The 18,888-nt window shown below is 63.3% G+C and carries 18 protein-coding genes; all 18 read left to right on the top strand.

What is annotated here, in order from left to right; all coding sequences use genetic code 11:
- The first annotated feature begins 356 nt into the window (after positions 1–356).
- The 18 genes from ACIQUS_RS26460 (at position 357) to ACIQUS_RS26375 (ending at position 18,761) form a co-directional block, all read left to right on the top strand.
- On the top strand, positions 357–1,778 hold the full coding sequence (locus ACIQUS_RS26460; RefSeq protein WP_403053915.1) for a flagellin: 1,422 nt from the start codon (positions 357–359) through the stop codon (positions 1,776–1,778).
- A 73-nt stretch (positions 1,779–1,851) separates the two neighbouring features.
- Positions 1,852–2,199: a flagellar protein FlaG gene (locus ACIQUS_RS26455; protein ID WP_403053912.1), complete on the top strand. Its 348-nt coding sequence runs from the start codon at positions 1,852–1,854 to the stop codon at positions 2,197–2,199.
- An 82-nt stretch (positions 2,200–2,281) separates the two neighbouring features.
- Positions 2,282–3,670, top strand: a complete 1,389-nt coding sequence (gene fliD, locus ACIQUS_RS26450; RefSeq protein WP_403053909.1) for a flagellar filament capping protein FliD — start codon at positions 2,282–2,284, stop codon at positions 3,668–3,670.
- Between the two features lie 145 nt (positions 3,671–3,815).
- Positions 3,816–4,217, top strand: coding sequence for a flagellar export chaperone FliS (gene fliS, locus ACIQUS_RS26445; RefSeq protein ID WP_403053906.1), 402 nt, complete (start codon positions 3,816–3,818; stop codon positions 4,215–4,217).
- Between the two features lie 19 nt (positions 4,218–4,236).
- Complete coding sequence (locus ACIQUS_RS26440) at positions 4,237–4,533, top strand: flagellar protein FliT (RefSeq protein WP_403053903.1); 297 nt, start codon at positions 4,237–4,239, stop codon at positions 4,531–4,533.
- Positions 4,534–4,702: 169 nt separating this feature from the next.
- The gene (gene fleQ, locus ACIQUS_RS26435) at positions 4,703–6,178 is read left to right on the top strand and encodes a transcriptional regulator FleQ (RefSeq protein ID WP_403053900.1); all 1,476 of its coding nucleotides are present in this window, start codon (positions 4,703–4,705) and stop codon (positions 6,176–6,178) included.
- A gap of 203 nt (positions 6,179–6,381) precedes the next feature.
- Positions 6,382–7,596 carry a sensor histidine kinase gene (locus ACIQUS_RS26430; protein ID WP_403053897.1) on the top strand — a complete coding sequence of 405 codons (1,215 nt, stop codon included), beginning with the start codon at positions 6,382–6,384 and terminating at the stop codon, positions 7,594–7,596.
- On the top strand, positions 7,593–8,969 hold the full coding sequence (locus ACIQUS_RS26425) for a sigma-54-dependent transcriptional regulator (RefSeq protein ID WP_403053894.1): 1,377 nt from the start codon (positions 7,593–7,595) through the stop codon (positions 8,967–8,969). The genes ACIQUS_RS26430 and ACIQUS_RS26425 overlap by 4 nt, the downstream gene beginning before the upstream one ends.
- A gap of 120 nt (positions 8,970–9,089) precedes the next feature.
- On the top strand, positions 9,090–9,416 hold the full coding sequence (gene fliE / locus ACIQUS_RS26420) for a flagellar hook-basal body complex protein FliE (protein WP_285865593.1): 327 nt from the start codon (positions 9,090–9,092) through the stop codon (positions 9,414–9,416).
- 15 nt (positions 9,417–9,431) lie between these two features.
- Entirely contained in the window at positions 9,432–11,213 is a 1,782-nt protein-coding gene (gene fliF, locus ACIQUS_RS26415) for a flagellar basal-body MS-ring/collar protein FliF (RefSeq protein ID WP_403053889.1), read from the top strand.
- On the top strand, positions 11,206–12,225 hold the full coding sequence (gene fliG / locus ACIQUS_RS26410) for a flagellar motor switch protein FliG (protein WP_285865591.1): 1,020 nt from the start codon (positions 11,206–11,208) through the stop codon (positions 12,223–12,225). The genes fliF and fliG overlap by 8 nt, the downstream gene beginning before the upstream one ends.
- 118 nt (positions 12,226–12,343) lie before the next feature.
- Positions 12,344–13,117 (top strand): flagellar assembly protein FliH, encoded by a 774-nt coding sequence (fliH, locus tag ACIQUS_RS26405; protein WP_403053885.1) that lies wholly within the window; start codon positions 12,344–12,346, stop codon positions 13,115–13,117.
- Positions 13,107–14,474 carry a flagellar protein export ATPase FliI gene (gene fliI, locus ACIQUS_RS26400; RefSeq protein WP_403053882.1) on the top strand — a complete coding sequence of 456 codons (1,368 nt, stop codon included), beginning with the start codon at positions 13,107–13,109 and terminating at the stop codon, positions 14,472–14,474. The genes fliH and fliI overlap by 11 nt, the downstream gene beginning before the upstream one ends.
- A gap of 6 nt (positions 14,475–14,480) precedes the next feature.
- On the top strand, positions 14,481–14,933 hold the full coding sequence (fliJ, locus tag ACIQUS_RS26395) for a flagellar export protein FliJ (RefSeq protein ID WP_285865588.1): 453 nt from the start codon (positions 14,481–14,483) through the stop codon (positions 14,931–14,933).
- A gap of 93 nt (positions 14,934–15,026) precedes the next feature.
- Positions 15,027–15,332 carry an STAS domain-containing protein gene (locus ACIQUS_RS26390; RefSeq protein ID WP_403053877.1) on the top strand — a complete coding sequence of 102 codons (306 nt, stop codon included), beginning with the start codon at positions 15,027–15,029 and terminating at the stop codon, positions 15,330–15,332.
- Positions 15,333–15,340: 8 nt separating this feature from the next.
- Positions 15,341–17,041 (top strand): SpoIIE family protein phosphatase, encoded by a 1,701-nt coding sequence (locus ACIQUS_RS26385; protein WP_403053874.1) that lies wholly within the window; start codon positions 15,341–15,343, stop codon positions 17,039–17,041.
- Positions 17,042–17,066: 25 nt separating this feature from the next.
- The gene (locus tag ACIQUS_RS26380; protein WP_403053871.1) at positions 17,067–17,414 is read left to right on the top strand and encodes an Hpt domain-containing protein; all 348 of its coding nucleotides are present in this window, start codon (positions 17,067–17,069) and stop codon (positions 17,412–17,414) included.
- Positions 17,415–17,495: 81 nt separating this feature from the next.
- A complete protein-coding gene (locus ACIQUS_RS26375; protein ID WP_403053868.1) occupies positions 17,496–18,761 on the top strand; it encodes a flagellar hook-length control protein FliK in 1,266 nt (421 codons plus the stop codon).
- Positions 18,762–18,888: the final 127 nt, after the last annotated feature.

Raw genomic sequence — 18,888 nt, 5'->3', positions numbered from 1 at the left:
AGGCGGTTTTGCCTACTTTTTCCAAGAAAAAAGTAGGCCGCCGTAAGGGCGGAAGGGGCCGGCAGCGTCGCTGCATCAAATGGATAAGCTCGCAGCCCCAACACCCAACACCCAACACCCAACACCCAACACCCAACACCCCAACCCGTGAAGAGTCTTTTTTATTGTCCGCAATCCCCCGGGCTAGGGCGCCAGGCCTTTGATTTTCGGGGGCTGGCCCGGTGATGGCATTTTTTTTTGAAAAAGCCCTCAAGCAACCCGCGCAAGCGACGATAACCATTACGAAGGTTCTCTAGGCCACACCCGGCGGTTGCCAGGGCCGGAAGCCGCAGACTCCATCCAACGAGGAATTCGTCATGGCATTAACCGTTAACACTAACATCGCCTCGCTCACTACTCAGGGCAACCTGAACAAGGCTGGCAACGCTCAGGCCACTTCGATGCAGCGCCTGTCCTCCGGTCTGCGCATCAACAGCGCCAAAGACGACGCTGCCGGCCTGCAAATTTCCAACCGTCTGACCAGCCAGATCAACGGCCTGGGCCAAGCGGTCAAGAACGCCAACGACGGTATCTCCATTGCCCAGACCGCTGAAGGCGCAATGCAGGCTTCGACCGACATCCTGCAGAAAATGCGTACCCTGGCCCTGTCCTCGGCCACCGCTTCCCTGAGCGCTGACGACCGTAAGTCGAACAACGACGAATACCAGGCTCTGACCGCTGAACTGACCCGTATCTCGCAGACCACCACCTTCGGTGGCCAGAAACTGCTGGACGGCTCCTTCGGCACCAAGGCCATCCAGGTCGGCGCCAACGCCAACGAAACCATCAACCTGTCGCTGGAAAACGTTGCAGCGAACAACATTGGTTCGCAGCAGATCAAAACCAAGGCTATCGCACCTTCGGCTACCGGTCTGGCTGGCGGCAACATTGCGATCACCGGTAACGGTCAATCCAAGTCTGTCTCGTACGCAGCCGGTGCTTCGGCAAAAGACATCGCCAGCACCCTGAACGGTGCAATCGGTGGTCTGACCGCTACTGCCAGCACTGAAGTCCAGTTGAAGGTAGGTGGTTCCACCCCGGCGAACTTCGACCTGACCGTCGGCGGCTCCACCGTCAGCTTCGTTGGCGTGACCGACCTGAACGGTCTGGCTGACCAGCTGAAGTCCAACGCCGCCAAGCTGGGCATCAGCGTCAACTACAACGAAAAAACCAGCGAGCTGTTCGTCAAGTCCGACTCGGGTGAAAACATCAAGTTCAGCGCCGCTGATGCCAACGCTCAAACCAACATCCTGGTAGGTGCTCGCGATGGTTCCGGCACCATGGCTGCCCCGGCTGCTCTGGGTGCTGCGGCTATGGTCTACACCGGTGCTGTCTCCCTGGATTCGGCCAAAGGCTACTCCCTGAGCGACACCGCTGCCGGTGTTTCGGACCTGTTCGCCGGTGCTACCGTTTCGTCGACCAAGAAAACCATTTCCCAGACCGACGTTACCGACATCACCAACTCGCAGAACGCCCTGGCCGTGATCGACAAGGCCATCGGCACCATCGACAACGTGCGTTCGGGCCTGGGTGCTACCCAGAACCGTCTGACCACCACCGTCGACAACCTGCAGAACATCCAGAAGAACTCCACCGCCGCACGTTCGACCGTGCAGGACGTGGACTTCGCGGCTGAAACTGCCGAGCTGACCAAGCAGCAAACCCTGCAGTCGGCTTCCACCTCGATCCTGGCGCAAGCCAACCAGCTGCCATCCTCTGTACTGAAGCTGCTTCAGTAATTACAGCGCTTGGTGAGTGACGGAAGGGCGCGTTTACGTGCCCTTTCGTTTTTTCGTGAGAAGGAGTCCGGACATGGACATGAGCGTCAAGTTGAACCTGACTTATCCGCCGGTCATGCCGAACAACGCGCAGGCCAGCAATGATCCGTCCACTCGCGGCAAGGCGCCGGACGCAGTGGCGCCGGTCGAAGAGCCAAGGCGCGATGATCTGGTGAAGGCGGTGAGCGACATTCGCGAGTTCGTCCAGGCCAGCCAGCGCAAGCTGGATTTTTCCATTGACGATTCCACCGGCCGTGTCGTGGTCAAGGTCATTGCCACCGAATCCGGTGACGTGATTCGCCAGATTCCGTCGGAAACCGCGCTGAAACTGGCGCAAAGCCTCAGCGAAGCCGGCAGCCTGCTGTTCGATGGCAAGGCTTGAGCTGGCATGAATTTTGTTGTCACTTGGGCTTTGCGACGCCGTTCGCCAAGAAAGTGGCAGCCACTGAACAAGGAGTACATTGATGGCGGGTACAACAGTTAGCGGTATCGGTTCGAACATCGATACCCAGGCGATTGTGAAGTCGCTGGTCGACGCCGAGAAGGCGCCGAAACAGGCACAGATCAATACCCAGACACTGAAGGCAACCACCACGCTGTCCTCTATCGGCAAGATCCAGGCAGCCCTGGATGCTTTCCGCGGCGCCCTGGCCACCATGGGTTCCGACAACAGCTTCGCCGGCTTGAGCCTGACCTCGTCGGACGAAAAGGTTGCCAGCTTCACCTCGGAGAAGGGCGCTTCGGCGGGCAGTTTCACCTTGCTCGTATCGCAGATGGCCAGTGCTTCCAAGCTGTCGACCAAAGTGTTTGCCGGTGGTGCGAACTCGGTCGTCAATGCCGGGACCACGCCGACCACCCTGACCATCTCGCAATCGGGCAAGAACTATGACCTGAGCGTGCCGCCAGGCGCGACCCTGCAGCAGGTGCGCGACAGCATCAACTCCCAGTTCGGCAGCTCGGGCCTGAGTGCCAACATCCTTACCGATGCATCCGGTTCGCGTCTGGTGCTGACCTCGACCACCATGGGGGTGGGCTCGGACCTGACCCTGTCGGGTAACTCGGGCATCGACACCGGCTACACCGTGGTCGATACGCCGAAGAATGCCCAGTACAGCATCGACGGCATCGCCATGGAGTCCAAGAGCAACAACATCTCCGATGCGGTCAGCGGCCTGAACATCAAGCTCAATGGCGTTTCGCCGAAAAATGCCACCACCGGTTTGCCAACGCCCACCGTGCTGTCGTTGAGTACCAGCCCTGCGGCGCTGAAGTCCGGGGTCAAGGGTTTTGTCGATACCTACAACGCTTTGATCTCGGCCATCAATGCCGAGACCAAGGTGACCATCGGCGCCGATGGCAACCCGACCGCCGGCCCCCTGACCGGCGATGCCTCGATGCGCACCCTGGTGTCCTCGATCCGCAACGAGCTCAATACCTTGTCGGGTACCGGCACCATGAAGTCGCTGGCGCAGTTCGGCATTACCTCGTCCCAGGACGGTGGCACGCTGAGCATCGATGACAAGAAATGGGACAAAGCCGTTGCCACCAATGCCGCGGATATCTCCAGTATCTTCAACGGCAAGGATGGTTTGCTGGCGCGCCTGACCGCAGTTACCGATGACTACGCCAAGGCCAATACCGGTACATTGGCCGAGCGCAGCAAGACCCTGACCGATAACCTGACTGACCTGAAAAAGCAGCAGGAGGCGCTGGATGAGCGCATGACTGCGCTGCAAAAGAGTTTGCAGGACAAGTACAATGCCATGGATACCCTGGTCGCGCAGTTGCGCGCCCAGAGCGACAGTGTAATGACCACCCTCAATGCCCTGAACAATCGGGGTAAAGACGACTGATCCAGGGCAGGTTGGCACGAGCCCGGGTAGGCCTTTGCGCCACCCGGGCTTTGTGCTTGCTCGGGCCGGGTAAAGTTTTGCCGGCGCGGGTCGATACACTGGTTAATCAACCGAACTCAGTCTTTGCCTGTCACGAGGTAGCAACATGAACCCCATGAGAGCCCTTCGTCAGTACCAGAAGGTCAATTCCCATGCCCAGATCTCTGAGGCGTCCCCGCACCGGTTGGTGCAGATGCTGATGGAGGGTGGCCTGGACCGCATGGCGCAAGCCAAAGGGGCCATGGCGCGGGGTGATATTGCCGAGAAAGGCCTGATGCTGGGCAAGGCCATCGACATCATCATCGGCCTGCGTGATGGCCTGGATGCACAGAAGAGCGAAGATCCGGCCTATGTCGAGCGCCTGGACAGCCTCTATGTCTACATGACCAACCGCCTGATGCAGGCCAACGTCGACAACGATGCCGAGATCATCGACGAAGTTGCCCGCCTGCTGATCACGATCAAAAGTGGTTGGGATGAGATTGGTGCCGTAGCCACCGCAGAGTAAGCCGGACGAGGACCCTGTCATGAGTCACGCACTGCAACGAATGGACGATACCCGCGAGGCGTTGCTCAACGCCTTGAGTGCCCGCGACTGGGAGGCGATCGGCAAGCTGGATGAAAGCTGCCGTTCGTGCATCGACGAGATGCTCAACGAAGCGTCTATGGACGAGGCAGTTGTGCGCGAAAAGCTGGAAGGATTGCTGCAGGTCTACCGCGAATTGCTGGAGGTGACAACAGGGGAGCGGCAGGCAATTGCCAATGAGATGACCCAGATCAATCAGGGTAAGAATGCTTCTAAGGTTTACCAGTTATTCAGTTAACATGCCCCGCACTGAATAAAGGGCGCCATAAATTTGACTATGAGCGGTTTTTTGACTTAACTAGTAGCTGTTTTCAACTTTAAGACGTCCGAACACTGACCGTTCAGTCGTAATGATGTCGAGCATGCCCTGAACAGGGCGCCGAGATGACTAGGGAAGTTGTTATTGAATGTGGCGTGAAACCAAAATCCTGCTGATCGATGACGACAGCGCCCGCCGCCGCGACCTGGCGGTGGTGTTGAATTTTCTCGGCGAAGAAAATCTCTCCTGCTCAAGCCAAGAGTGGCAGCAGGTGGTCGAGTCGTTGTCATCCAGTCGTGAAGTACTCTGTGTCCTGATCGGGACAGTCAATGCTCCGGCAAATCTGATGGGCTTGCTTAAGACAGTGGCTGGGTGGGATGAGTTCCTTCCGGTTCTGCTTTTAGGTGAAAATATTTCTGGCGAGCTGCCCGAAGAGCTTCGCCGTCGCGTGCTGTCCAGCCTCGAGATGCCGCCCAGCTACAGCAAATTGCTCGATTCGCTGCACCGCGCCCAGGTCTATCGCGAGATGTACGACCAGGCCCGCGAGCGCGGTCGCCAGCGTGAGCCCAACCTGTTCCGCAGCCTGGTGGGTACCAGTCGTGCCATCCAGCACGTGCGCCAGATGATGCAGCAAGTGGCCGACACCGATGCCAGTGTGCTGATCCTTGGCGAATCGGGCACCGGCAAGGAAGTGGTCGCGCGTAACCTGCATTACCATTCCAAGCGCCGCGAAGCGCCGTTCGTGCCGGTCAACTGCGGCGCGATTCCGGCCGAGTTGCTGGAGAGCGAACTGTTCGGCCATGAGAAGGGCGCCTTTACCGGTGCCATCACCAGCCGCGCCGGGCGTTTCGAGCTGGCCAACGGCGGCACCCTGTTCCTCGACGAGATCGGCGACATGCCGCTGCCGATGCAGGTCAAGCTGTTGCGTGTGCTGCAGGAACGTACCTTCGAGCGGGTCGGCAGCAACAAGACCCAGGGTATCGATGTGCGCATCATCGCCGCGACCCACAAGAACCTCGAAACCATGATCGAGGCCGGGACCTTCCGCGAAGACCTGTACTACCGCCTCAACGTCTTCCCCATCGAGATGGCCCCGCTGCGCGAGCGCGTCGAGGACATTCCGCTGCTGATGAACGAGTTGATCTCGCGCATGGAGCACGAGAAGCGCGGTTCGATCCGCTTCAACTCGGCGGCGATCATGTCGCTGTGCCGGCACGGCTGGCCGGGCAACGTCCGCGAGCTGGCCAACCTGGTCGAGCGCATGGCGATCATGCACCCCTACGGGGTGATCGGCGTGTCGGAGCTGCCGAAGAAATTCCGCTACGTGGACGATGAAGACGAGCAACTGGTCGACAGCCTGCGCTCGGACCTGGAAGAGCGGGTGGCCATCAATGGCGCCTCGCCGGGCTTCGCCACCCACGCCATGCTGCCGCCCGAAGGCCTTGACCTCAAGGACTACCTCGGTGGCCTGGAGCAGGGCCTGATCCAGCAGGCGCTGGACGATGCCAACGGTATCGTTGCCCGTGCCGCCGAACGCCTGCGCATCCGCCGTACCACCCTGGTGGAGAAGATGCGCAAGTACGGCATGAGCCGTCGTGACGGAGACGAACAGGCGGAGGATTGACGCCTGTGCTGCCATGGCGGAGCGCTACCGCGCTTCGTCATGGTCAATACCCTTACCGTTCAGAGGGCTGAAATGCCCGTCCCGCCGAGGTTTGCCAGGGTTGCTCCCGACCTGATCCGGCAGCATCCGGTTACCCGGCACGGCTATTGCTATATCGCAGGCAACATACCGTTTTATGACGGTCAGCCACGCGAGAGAGCACGATGCCCCAGGCCGCCACCATCTCCTGTGTCCCAGAGTCGAAGGGGCGCAATGCCGCCGAACAGGAAAGCCGCCTTGGCCTGGAGCAGGCCTTTGCCTTGTTCGACCAGGTCTCCAGCCAGCTGAACGAGTCCTATAACCTGCTCGAGGCCCGGGTCACCGAGCTCAAGGGTGAGCTGGCGGTGGTCAGCGCCCAGCGCATGGCGGAACTCGCCGAGAAAGAACGCCTGGCCAATCGTTTGCAGAACCTGCTCGACCTGCTGCCGGGCGGGGTGATCGTCATCGATGCCCAGGGCCGGGTGCGCGAGGCCAACCCGGCGGCCTGCGAGCTGCTCGGTGAGCCGCTGGTGGGTGAGTTGTGGCGCCAGGTGATCGCCCGCAGTTTCGCCCCGCGCGAGGACGACGGCCACGAAGTGTCGTTGCGTGACGGGCGGCGGCTGTCGATTGCCACCCGTTCGCTGGATGCCGAGCCGGGCCAGCTGGTGCTGCTCAACGACCTGACCGAGACCCGCCATCTACAGGATCAGCTGGCCCGTCATCAGCGCCTGTCGTCGCTGGGGCGGATGGTCGCTTCCCTTGCCCATCAGATTCGCACGCCCCTGTCGGCGGCCTTGCTCTACGCCAGCCACCTGGCCGAGCAGGACCTGCCGCTCGATACCCGGCAGCGTTTCGCCGGCAACCTCAAGGAGCGCCTGCATGAGCTCGAACACCAGGTGCGCGACATGCTGGTGTTCGCCCGGGGCGAGTTGCCGCTCACCGATCGTCTGACGCCCAAGGCACTGTTCCAGGCGCTGCAGCAGGCGGCCCAGGCTCATGTCCAGGGGCATGCGGTGCGCTGGCAGTGCGACAGCCATCTGGGTGAGTTGCTGTGCAATCGCGACACCCTGGTCGGCGCGTTGCTCAACCTGATCGAAAATGCCCTGCAGGCCAGCAGTGAACCGGCGCGCCTGAAGGTGCACCTGTACCGCCGGGGGGCGATGCTGCGCCTGTGCATCAGTGATGCCGGCACTGGCATCGACAGCGCCTTGCTGGCGCGCCTGGGTGAACCGTTCCTGACGACTAAAGCGACCGGCACCGGGCTCGGACTGGCGGTGGTCAACGCCGTGGCGCGGGCGCATCAGGGCGCGTTGCAACTGCGTTCGCGACCGGGTCGTGGCACCTGCGCACTGGTCACCTTGCCGTTGATCGATGCGCTGAACAAGGAGAGCGGGCAATGAAGGCAATCAAGGTGCTGCTGGTCGAGGACGATCGCGCACTGCGCCAGGCCCTGGGCGATACCCTGGAGCTGGGCGGCTTTGACTATCGCGCCGTCGGTTCGGCCGAAGAGGCGCTGGAGGCTGTCGCTACAGAGGCCTTCAGCCTGGTGGTCAGCGATGTGAACATGCCGGGCATGGACGGGCACCAGTTGCTTGCCCTGTTGCGCGCCCGCCAGCCGCAGTTGCCTGTATTGCTGATGACCGCCCATGCCGCGGTCGAGCGCGCCGTCGAGGCCATGCGCCAGGGGGCGGTGGATTACCTGGTAAAACCCTTCGAGCCCAAGGCGCTGCTGGCGCTGGTGGCGCGCCACGCCCAGGGTGTGGTCGCTGGGGTTGCCGATGATGGTCCGGTGGCGTGCGAGCCCGCCAGCGCGCAGTTGCTGGAGTTGGCCGCGCGGGTCGCGCGCAGCGATTCCACCGTGCTGATTTCCGGCGAGTCGGGTACCGGCAAGGAAGTCCTGGCGCGCTATATCCACCAGCAATCGACCCGTGCCGGCCAGCCGTTCGTGGCAATCAACTGTGCGGCGATCCCGGACAACATGCTCGAGGCGACCCTGTTCGGGCACGAGAAGGGCGCCTTCACCGGCGCCATTGCCGCCCAGGCCGGCAAGTTCGAGCAGGCCGATGGCGGCACCTTGCTGCTCGACGAGATTTCCGAAATGCCCCTGGGCTTGCAGGCCAAGTTGCTGCGGGTGTTGCAGGAGCGGGAAGTGGAGCGGGTCGGCGGACGCAAGCCGGTCGCCCTGGATATTCGCGTGGTGGCGACCACCAACCGCGACCTGGCTGCTGAAGTGGCGGCGGGACGCTTCCGTGAAGACCTGTTCTATCGCCTGTCGGTGTTCCCCTTGGCCTGGCGCCCGTTGCGCGAGCGCAGCGCCGATATTCTGCCGCTGGCCGAGCGCTTGCTGGCGCGCCACGTCAATAAAATGAAGCACGCACCGGTGCGCCTGTCATCCGAGGCGCGCGCCTGCCTGCAGTCCCATGCCTGGCCGGGCAACGTGCGCGAGCTGGATAACGCCATCCAGCGGGCGCTGATCCTGCAGCAGGGCGGGGTGATCGAGGCGGCGGATTTCTGTCTGGCCGGTGCCTTGCCGATGTTCGTCAGCGCTCCGGTTCAACCGCCGGTAGCGCCTGTGGTCGAGGCGGCGAGCGGTCTGGGCGACGACATGCGGCGCCATGAGTACCAGATGATCATCGACACCTTGCGCGCCGAGCGTGGACGGCGCAAGGAAGCCGCCGAGCGCCTGGGCATCAGCCCGCGCACCTTGCGCTACAAGCTGGCGCAGATGCGCGATGCCGGCATGGATGTCGAGGCCAGCCTTTACGCGAGTTGAACCGGTGTTGAATCCGGGTTTTTGTTCGGGTCGCGGGCAGAGCTGGCACTCTTGTTGCTAAGTCCTGCCTATCCGCTGCGTGAGTGTCAAAAAAATGCGGGCCGTCGGAGAGAGAAGTCCATGAGCCAAGGTGTTGAATTCAATCGATTGATGTTGGACATGCGAGCCATGCAAATGGACGCCATGTCGATGCCCAAGGTGGGCGCCGCGCCGGAGCTGGGTTCGAGCAATTTTGCCGACATGCTGGGTCAGGCCATCAACAAGGTCAGCGACACTCAGCAGGCTTCCACGCAACTGGCCAACGCCTTCGAGATCGGCAAGAGCGGTGTGGATCTCACCGACGTGATGATCGCCTCGCAAAAAGCCAGCGTCTCGTTCCAGGCCTTGACGCAGGTGCGCAACAAGCTGGTCCAGGCCTATCAAGACATCATGCAGATGCCGGTATAAGGGCGAGATTGAGTCATGGCCGAAGCAGTCGTCGAAAACGTGCCCGCCAAAGGCAGTGCAACAGAGCCAAAGCCGCCTCTGTTCGGCCTGTCGTTCCTGGAAAACATCGCGCAGATGCCCGTACTGCGCCAGGTGGGCCTGCTGGTGGGCCTGGCGGCAAGCGTGGCGATCGGTTTCGCCGTGGTGCTCTGGTCGCAGCAACCCGATTATCGTCCGTTGTTCGGCAGCCTGGCCGGCATGGACACCAAGCAGGTCATGGACACCCTGGCCGCTGCCGATATTCCCTACAACGTCGAACCCAACTCCGGCGTCCTGCTGGTCAAGTCAGAAGACCTTTCCCGTGCCCGCCTGAAGCTGGCCGCCGCCGGCGTTGCGCCAGGCGATGGCAATGTCGGCTTCGAAATCCTCGACAAGGAACAGGGCCTGGGTACCAGCCAGTTCATGGAAGCCACGCGTTACCGTCGTGGCCTTGAGGGTGAGCTGGCACGCACCGTGTCGAGCCTTAACAACGTCAAGGCTGCGCGTGTGCACCTGGCGATTCCGAAGAGTTCGGTGTTCGTGCGCGACGAGCGTCGCCCCAGCGCCTCGGTACTGGTCGAGCTGTACCCGGGGCGTTCCCTGGAAGCGGGCCAGGTCATGGCCATCGTCAACCTGGTAGCGACCAGTGTGCCGGAGCTGGACAAGTCCCAGGTCACGGTGGTCGACCAGAAGGGCAACCTGCTGTCCGACCAGATCAACAATTCCGAGTTGACCATGGCCGGCAAGCAGTTCGACTACAGCCGCCGCATGGAAGGCATGCTCACCCAGCGTGTGCACAACATCCTGCAACCGGTGCTGGGCAACGATCGCTACAAGGCCGAGGTCTCGGCCGATGTCGACTTCAGCGCCGTCGAGTCCACCTCCGAGCAGTTCAACCCCGATCAACCGGCGCTGCGCAGCGAGCAGTCGGTCAGCGAGCAACGCTCCAGCAGCATGCCGCCACAAGGTGTGCCGGGGGCCCTGAGCAACCAGCCGCCAGGCCCGGCCTCGGCGCCGCAGACCACCGGTGGCGCTCCGGGCGCAACCGCAGCCGTGCAGCCTGGCCAGCCATTGCTCGACGCCAACGGCCAACAGGTCATGGACCCGGCCACCGGCCAGCCGATGCTGGCGCCTTATCCGGCCGACAAGCGTAACCAGTCGACCAAGAACTTCGAGCTGGACCGCTCCATCAGCCACACCCGCCAGCAGCAGGGCCGTCTGTCGCGGCTGTCGGTGGCGGTGGTGGTGGACGACCAGGTCAAGATCGACCCGGCCACCGGCCAAAGCTCCCGCGCGCCCTGGGGCGCCGAAGACCTGGCGCGCTTCACCCGCCTGGTCCAGGACGCGGTGGGCTTCGATGCCAGCCGTGGCGACAGCGTCAGCGTGATCAACGTGCCGTTTGCCGCCGACCGCGGCGAGGTGATTGCCGAGATCCCGTTCTACTCGCAGCCGTGGTTCTGGGACATCATCAAGCAGGTCATGGGCGTACTGTTCATCCTGGTCCTGGTGTTCGGCGTGCTGCGTCCGGTACTCAACAACATCACCGGCAATGGCAAGCAGAACGCCGGTGCCGATGGCGACATGGAACTGGGCGGCATGATCGGTCTGGATGGCGAACTGGCCAACGACCGCGTCAGCCTGGGTGGTCCGCAAAGCATTCTGCTGCCGAGCCCGAGCGAGGGCTACGATGCGCAGCTCAACGCAATCAAGAGCCTGGTGGCCGAAGACCCGGGTCGTGTGGCCCAGGTCGTGAAAGAGTGGATCAACGCCGATGAGTGATAACCGAGCCCTTACCGCCAAACTGAGCCGGGTCGACAAGGCAGCGATCCTGCTGCTGTCCCTGGGTGAAACCGATGCTGCCCAGGTACTGCGGCACATGGGCCCCAAGGAAGTGCAGCGGGTCGGCGTGGCCATGGCGCAGATGGGCAACGTCCATCGCGAGCAGGTCGAGCAGGTGATGAGCGAGTTCGTCGAGATCGTTGGCGACCAGACCAGCCTGGGCGTCGGCTCCGATGGTTACATCCGCAAGATGCTCACCCAGGCCCTGGGCGAGGACAAGGCCAACGGCCTGATCGACCGCATCCTGCTCGGTGGCAACACCAGCGGTCTGGACAGCCTCAAGTGGATGGAGCCGCGTGCGGTGGCCGACGTCATCCGTTACGAGCACCCGCAGATCCAGGCGATCGTGGTGGCCTACCTGGACCCGGACCAGGCCGGCGAGGTATTGGGCAACTTCGACCACAAGGTGCGCCTGGACATCATCCTGCGCGTGTCGTCGCTCAATACCGTGCAGCCGGCGGCGCTCAAGGAACTCAACCAGATCCTCGAGAAGCAGTTCTCCGGCAACTCCAACGCCGCGCGCACCACCCTGGGTGGTATCAAGCGTGCCGCCGATATCATGAACTTCCTCGACAGCTCCGTGGAAGGCCAGCTGATGGATGCGATCCGCGACATCGACGGCGACCTCTCCGAGCAGATCGAAGACCTGATGTTCGTCTTCAACAACCTGGCCGATGTCGACGACCGCGGCATCCAGGCGCTGCTGCGCGAAGTGTCCTCCGATGTGCTGGTGGTCTCGCTCAAGGGCGCCGACGAAAAGGTCAAGGACAAGATCTTCAAGAACATGTCCAAGCGTGCCTCGGAACTGTTGCGCGACGACCTGGAGGCCAAGGGGCCGGTGCGGGTCAGCGACGTCGAGGCGGCGCAGAAGGAAATCCTCACCATTGCCCGGCGCATGGCCGAGGCCGGCGAAATCGTGCTCGGCGGCAAGGGCGCCGAAGAGATGATCTGACAAGGCGTGGGTCCATCGCGGGGGGCACCGATCAAATCCGCTTCTGTAGGAGCGGGCTTGCCCCGCGATGAGCCTCCCAGCCATTTCGCCTGAACCTGTTTTATGAGTGCGTGCAATCATGTCGACCAACGAGCACCTGAGTGAACTGATTCGCGCCAACGATATCGAGGGCTTCGATCGCTGGGCGCTGCCCAGTTTCGATCCGGAACCCGAGCCTGAGCCCGAACCCGAACCTGAGCCTGAACCTGAAGTCATTCAGGAAGAAGTCGAGGAAGTGCCGCTGGAGGAAGTCCAGCCGCTGACCCTCGAAGAGCTCGAAAGCATCCGCCAGGAAGCCTACAACGAAGGCTTCGCCACCGGCGAGCGCGAGGGTTTCCACAGCACCCAGCTCAAGGTCCGCCAGGAAGCCGAAGTGGCCCTGGCCGCCAAGCTGGCGAGCCTTGAGCAACTGATGGGCCACCTGCTCGAGCCCATTGCCGAGCAGGACAGCCAGATCGAAAAGTCCGTGATCCACCTGGTCGCGCACATGGCCCGGGAAGTCATCGGTCGCGAGCTGCGCAGCGATTCCAGCCAGATCGGCCAGGTGCTGCGCGAAGCCCTGAAGCTGCTGCCCATGGGCGCCGAGAACATCCGCATCCATATCAATCCGCAGGACTTCGAGCTGGTCAAGGCCTTGCGCGAGCGTCATGAAGAGCGCTGGAAGCTGCTCGAGGACGACACCCTGCTACCCGGTGGCTGCCGCATCGAGACGGACCACAGCCGCATCGATGCGAGCATGGAAACCCGTATCGAAAAGGCCTTGGCACAGCTGTTCGATCAACTGCACGACCAGGGTCTGCATCCGGCGGCGCCGGACCTGAAAGTCGACCTGGACGCCGCCGATGCGCCTTGAACGCACCAGTTTCGGCAAGCGCCTGGGCACTTATGCCGACAACGTCAAGCTGCCAGCCCAGCCGGTGGTCGAAGGGCGCCTGCTGCGCATGGTCGGCCTGACCCTGGAGGCCGAAGGGCTGCGCGCCGCCATCGGCAGTCGCTGCGTGGTGATCAATGATGACAGCTACCACCCGGTACGGGTCGAGGCTGAGGTCATGGGCTTTGCCGGTGGCAAGGTGTTTCTCATGCCGGTCGGCAGTGTCGCCGGCATCGCACCCGGGGCGCGGGTGGTGCCGTTGGCCGACAATGGCCGGCTGCCCATGGGCATGAGCATGCTCGGCCGGGTGCTCGATGGCGCCGGCCGGGCGCTGGATGGCAAGGGCGGGATGAAGGCCGAAGACTGGGTGCCCATGGATGGCCCGACCATCAACCCGCTCAATCGTGACCCGATCAGCCAGCCCCTGGATGTCGGCATTCGCAGCATCAACGGTCTGCTGACCGTCGGGCGCGGCCAGCGCCTGGGCCTGTTCGCCGGTACCGGCGTGGGTAAGTCGGTGCTGCTGGGCATGATGACCCGCTTCACCGAAGCCGAAATCATCGTGGTCGGCCTGATTGGCGAGCGGGGCCGCGAGGTGAAGGAATTCATCGAGCACATCCTGGGCGAAGAAGGGCTCAAGCGTTCGGTGGTGGTGGCCTCGCCCGCGGACGATGCGCCTCTGATGCGCCTGCGTGCGGCCATGTACTGCACACGCATCGCCGAGTATTTCCGCGACAAGGGCAAGAATGTCCTGTTGCTGATGGATTCGCTGACCCGTTTCGCCCAGGCCCAGCGGGAAATTGCCCTGGCCATCGGCGAGCCGCCGGCGACCAAGGGGTATCCGCCGTCGGTGTTCGCCAAGCTGCCCAAGCTGGTGGAGCGTGCCGGTAACGGCGAGGCGGGCGGTGGCTCGATTACCGCGTTCTACACCGTGTTGTCCGAAGGCGACGACCAGCAGGACCCGATCGCCGACTCGGCCCGGGGTGTGCTCGACGGTCACATCGTGCTGTCCCGGCGCCTGGCCGAGGAAGGGCACTACCCGGCCATCGATATCGAGGCCTCGATCAGCCGGGTCATGCCGCAGGTGGTCAGCCCCGCGCAGATGAGCGAGGCCCAGCAGTTCAAGCAGCTGTGGTCGCGCCTGTCCCAAAGTCGCGACCTGATCAGCGTCGGCGCCTACGTGGCCGGCGGCGATGCCGAGACGGACCTGGCGATTGCCCTGCAGCCCAAGCTTGTGCACTTCCTGCGCCAGGGCTTGCGCGAAAACGTCAGCCAGCAGCAGAGCCGCGAACACCTGGCGAGCATCTTTGCCCCGGCCAATCCCGGTGCGGGGGGCTGATAGCCTATGGCTCAGCCCAGTCGTGCGGCGCGTCTGACGCCGGTGGTGGAAATGGCCGAGGATGCCGAGCGTCAGGCCGCCCGGCGCCTGGGGCAGTTCCAGCAACAGGTGAGCCAGGCCCAGGCCAAGCTCGCCGAGCTCGACCGCTTTCGTGAAGACTACCAACTGCAGTGGATCAACCGTGGCGGGCAGGGCGTGTCCGGCAGCTGGCTGGTCAATTACCAGCGCTTTCTCGGTCAGCTGGAAAGCGCCATGACCCAGCAGCGCCAGAGCCTGGCCTGGCACCAGAACAACCTCAACAATGCCCGGGGCACCTGGCAGCAGGCCTATGCCCGGGTCGAAGGCCTGCGCAAGCTGGTCCAGCGCTACATCGACGAAGCCCGGGCGATCGAGGACAAGCGCGAGCAGAAACTGCTCGACGAACTGTCCCAGCGCCTGCCGCGTCACGATCGCTACTGATCGGGGTTTTGGTCGGCGCGGGTTGCCGCTGCGGCACCTGGCTGCTACACCTTGTGGGTGTCTGCAATCGTCACAACGGAAGGAATCGCCTGCATGGCAGTTGAAACAGTGGTCTCCCAGGATGGGAAAAAGTTGACGATCAAGGTCAAGGGGCGCTTTGACTTTGGCAAGCATCAGGAATTTCGTGAGGCCTATGAGCGCAAGACGTCACGGCCCGACTGCGTGGAGGTCGACCTCAAGGAGGCGACCTACCTCGACAGCTCGGCATTGGGCATGCTGCTGATGCTGCGTGACCATGTCGGTGGCGATGACTCGGAAGTGCGGGTGGTCAACACCAGCTCCGATGTGCGCAAGATCCTCGCCATCTCCAACTTCGACAAGCTGTTCGACATCAGTTGATCCAGGCCATGCCTGAATCGCCCCTGACCGTGCTCATCGCCGAAGATGGCGCGGCGGATCGTCTGTTGCTGGCACGTATCGTCAGCAAGCAGGGCCATGCCGTGCTCACCGCCGAGAACGGCGAGCAGGCGGTGGCGCTGTTTGCCGAGTGCCGGCCGCACCTGGTGCTGCTCGATGCGCTGATGCCAGTGATGGATGGCTTCGAGGCCGCCCGGCAGATCAAGGCCCTGGCTGGCGAGGCGCTGGTGCCGATCATCTTCCTGACCTCCCTGAGCGAGGAAGAGGCACTGGTACGCTGCCTGGAGGTCGGTGGCGACGATTTTCTGGCCAAGCCCTACAACGCAGCGATTCTGGCCGCCAAGATCAAGGCCATGGACCGCTTGCGCCGGCTGCAGGCCACTGTGCTGGAGCAGCGCGACCAGATTGCCCGTCACCACCATCACTTGCTCAACGAGCAGCGGGTGGCCAAGGCGGTGTTCGACAAGGTGGCCCATGCCGGTTGCCTGAGCGCGGCCAATATCCGCTACCTGCAATCGCCCTATGCGTTGTTCAACGGCGACCTGCTGCTGGCGGCGTTCGCCCCGTCCGGGGACATGCACGTGCTGCTGGGCGATTTCACCGGCCACGGCTTGCCGGCGGCGGTTGGCGCCATGCCCATGGCCGAGGTGTTCTATGGCATGACCGCCAAGGGCTATGGCCTGGCGCAGATCCTGCGGGAGATGAACGCCAAGCTTAAACGCATCCTGCCGGTGGACATGTTCTGTTGTGCGGTGTTGCTCAGCCTGAGTTTCCAGCGCCAGCTGGTGGAGGTGTGGAACGGCGGCATGCCGGACGGCTACCTGCTACCGGTCGAAGGTGGCGAGCCGCTGGCGCTGGTGTCGCGCCACTTGCCCCTGGGTGTGCTGGCGCCGGAGCGCTTCGACGATTCGACCCAGGTGTTGCCCATGGCCCTGGGTGAGCGGCTGCTCCTGTTGTCGGACGGCGTGATCGATACCAGTGATGAACATGACCAGTTGTTCGGGGTCGATCGCCTGCTTCGGGTGCTGGCGGACAATCGCCAGCCGCCTTTGTTGTTCGAGGAAGTGCTCGGAGCGCTGGAAGTCTTTCGCGGACGCTCCCGGGACGACGTAAGCCTGCTGGAAATCCGCATGGTCGATGCCGACGAACTGACCCCAGCGCCGGTGATGTACTCCGATAGCGGGCAGTGTGCGCCGCCGGACTGGTCGTTGCAGTTCGAGTTCCGGGCCGAGACGCTCAAGCGTTTCAACCCGCTGCCGTACCTGATGCAACTGCTGCAGGAGATCCATGGGCTGAGGGGGCAGAGCGGGGCGTTGCACAGTGTCTTGAACGAGCTGTACTCCAATGCCCTGGAGCACGGCGTGCTGGGGCTGGACTCCGGGCTCAAGCAGGATGTCCAGGGCTTTGCCGAGTATTACCGCCAGCGCAATGAGCGCTTGCAGGCGTTGTCCGAGGGGTACATTCGCATCGGCCTGAAGATTGAACCCCAGGGCAGTGGCGGGCGTCTGACCATCGAGGTGCAAGACAGCGGCAAGGGTTTCAACGTGAGCAAGGTGCTCGCGCGCCCACTGGCCGAACAAGGCTTGTGCGGGCGCGGGCTGAACCTGATACGACGGTTGAGTCGACACGCCGAGTGGGCCGACGACGGGCGGCGCGCATGCGTGGAGTTCACCTGGCAGGCTCTGGCATAATCCAACTTGATCAAGGAGTGAGCAAGTGTCCGATATTCACATCGATCGCAAGGTACTCAGGGACCTTCAGGAAGTCATGGAAGATGGCTACCTGAACTTGCTGGAGACCTTTCTCAGCGACTCCGAGGCGCGCGTGAGCCAGCTGCACGAGGCCAAGAGCACGCAGGAGCTGGGGCATGCCGCGCACAGCTTCAAGGGCAGTGCCAGCAACATGGGCGCCGTTGCCCTGGCCGAGCTGTGCCAGCAGCTGGAGGCGCGGGTCAAGCAGCAGCCGTTGTACGGCATAGAAGATCTGATCAACCAGATCGACCGTGAGTACCAGGCTGTGCGGCAATTGTATGGCGATGAACGCCTGCGGGTGTCGATCGGCTGACAACCTGTTGTACAAGCTGGCTCGACTTTTGCGTAGTCTTTGCCAATTACGTTCTGGATTTCTTGTGGCGGAGACTCCCACATGCCTGTCGCTTCCAACCCGTTGCTGCAACCCGCTGTCGCGAGCAAGCCTGCGCGCACTGCGGCCAGCCCGTCGGACAAACCGCTGCAGGGCGCCAACGACAAGGCCTCGGGGTTTTCCGATGTGTATGCCCAGCAGTCCCGGAAGGGGACATCCACGGCAGCCGAGGCGCCCGGGAGTGATAAGGGCGCATCGGCAACGGCGAGCGCTACAGACGGCAAGGGTGCCGCCGAAAGCGGCAAGGCGTTGCCGGAGGATCAGGACAGCGCCCTTGCCGATGCGAGCGCAACGCCCGATCCGACCCTGATCGATCCCAATCTCGTGGCCGGCCAGGTGACCGATGCGCAGCCGGGCGCCCAGTTGATCCAGGCCCAGGCCGAGGCCGTGGCGCCGGTGGTCCAGGCCGCGCAGTTGCAGGCCCAGGCCGCCGCCGCGCCTGCGCTTGAGCCTGAGCCGCCGTTCGATCCGGAGGCCGACCCGCTGGCCGATATGCCGGCCCTGCGCATGGCGCTGGAGCAAAGCGCGCAAGCCCAGGGCACGACGTCGGCCCATGCCAGGCCGGCCGCTGCGCAGCCTGACGCGACGGCGACCCAGCCTGCCGTCAATACCCTGGCGTCGATGGTGGACTCGCCTGCGGCGGATGCCGGGCACGGTGAGCCAGGCGAAAAAGCCTTTGCCGGCCTGCTGGATGACGGCCTCAAGGATCTCAAGAGCGCCGCCAGCGACACCCGCGTCGATGACTTTGCCGACCGCCTGAGCAACCTGACCCAGGCCGTCACTGCCAAGACCGCCACTGCCGTGACCGCGCCGGCCCCTTTGCATCAGCCCCTGGCCATGAACCAGGGTGGCTGGACTGAAGGTCTGGTCAACCGGGTGATGTACCTGTCCAGCCAGAACCTCAAGTCCGCCGAGATCCAGCTGGAGCCGGCAGAGCTGGGGCGCCTGGATATCCGCGTCCACCTGGCGCCCGAGCAGCAGGCGCAGATCACCTTCACCAGCGGCCATGTCGGTGTGCGCGAGGCGCTGGAAAACCAGGTGCACCGCCTCAAGGACATGTTCGCCCAGCAGGGGTTGGGACAGCCTGACGTGAACGTCGCCGACCAGTCCCGCGGCCAGCAGCAACAGGGCAATCCTGACGCACCGCGCCTGAGTGGCGTGGCGGCGCGGCGCAACGCGGCGGGTGAGGACGTCGATGTCGCGACCGCGGCCACCCCGGTCGAGCAGCAGACGGTCGTCGGCTCCAGTGCGGTGGACTACTACGCCTGACCCCTGTGGGAGCGGGGGGGGGGGGGGGGGGGGGGGTGGGGGGGGGGGGGGGGGGCGCCCCCCCCCCCCCCCCCCCAACGATGTGGATGTGAAGGGGGGCATGGAAGAGGACACAAAAAAAAAAAGA

The sequence above is a fragment of the Pseudomonas sp. NPDC090755 genome (assembly GCF_044769005.1).
Lineage (GTDB): Bacteria > Pseudomonadota > Gammaproteobacteria > Pseudomonadales > Pseudomonadaceae > Aquipseudomonas.
The sequence above is the reverse complement of the archived record's forward strand: the minus strand, read 5'-3'. Positions and strand labels throughout refer to the sequence as shown.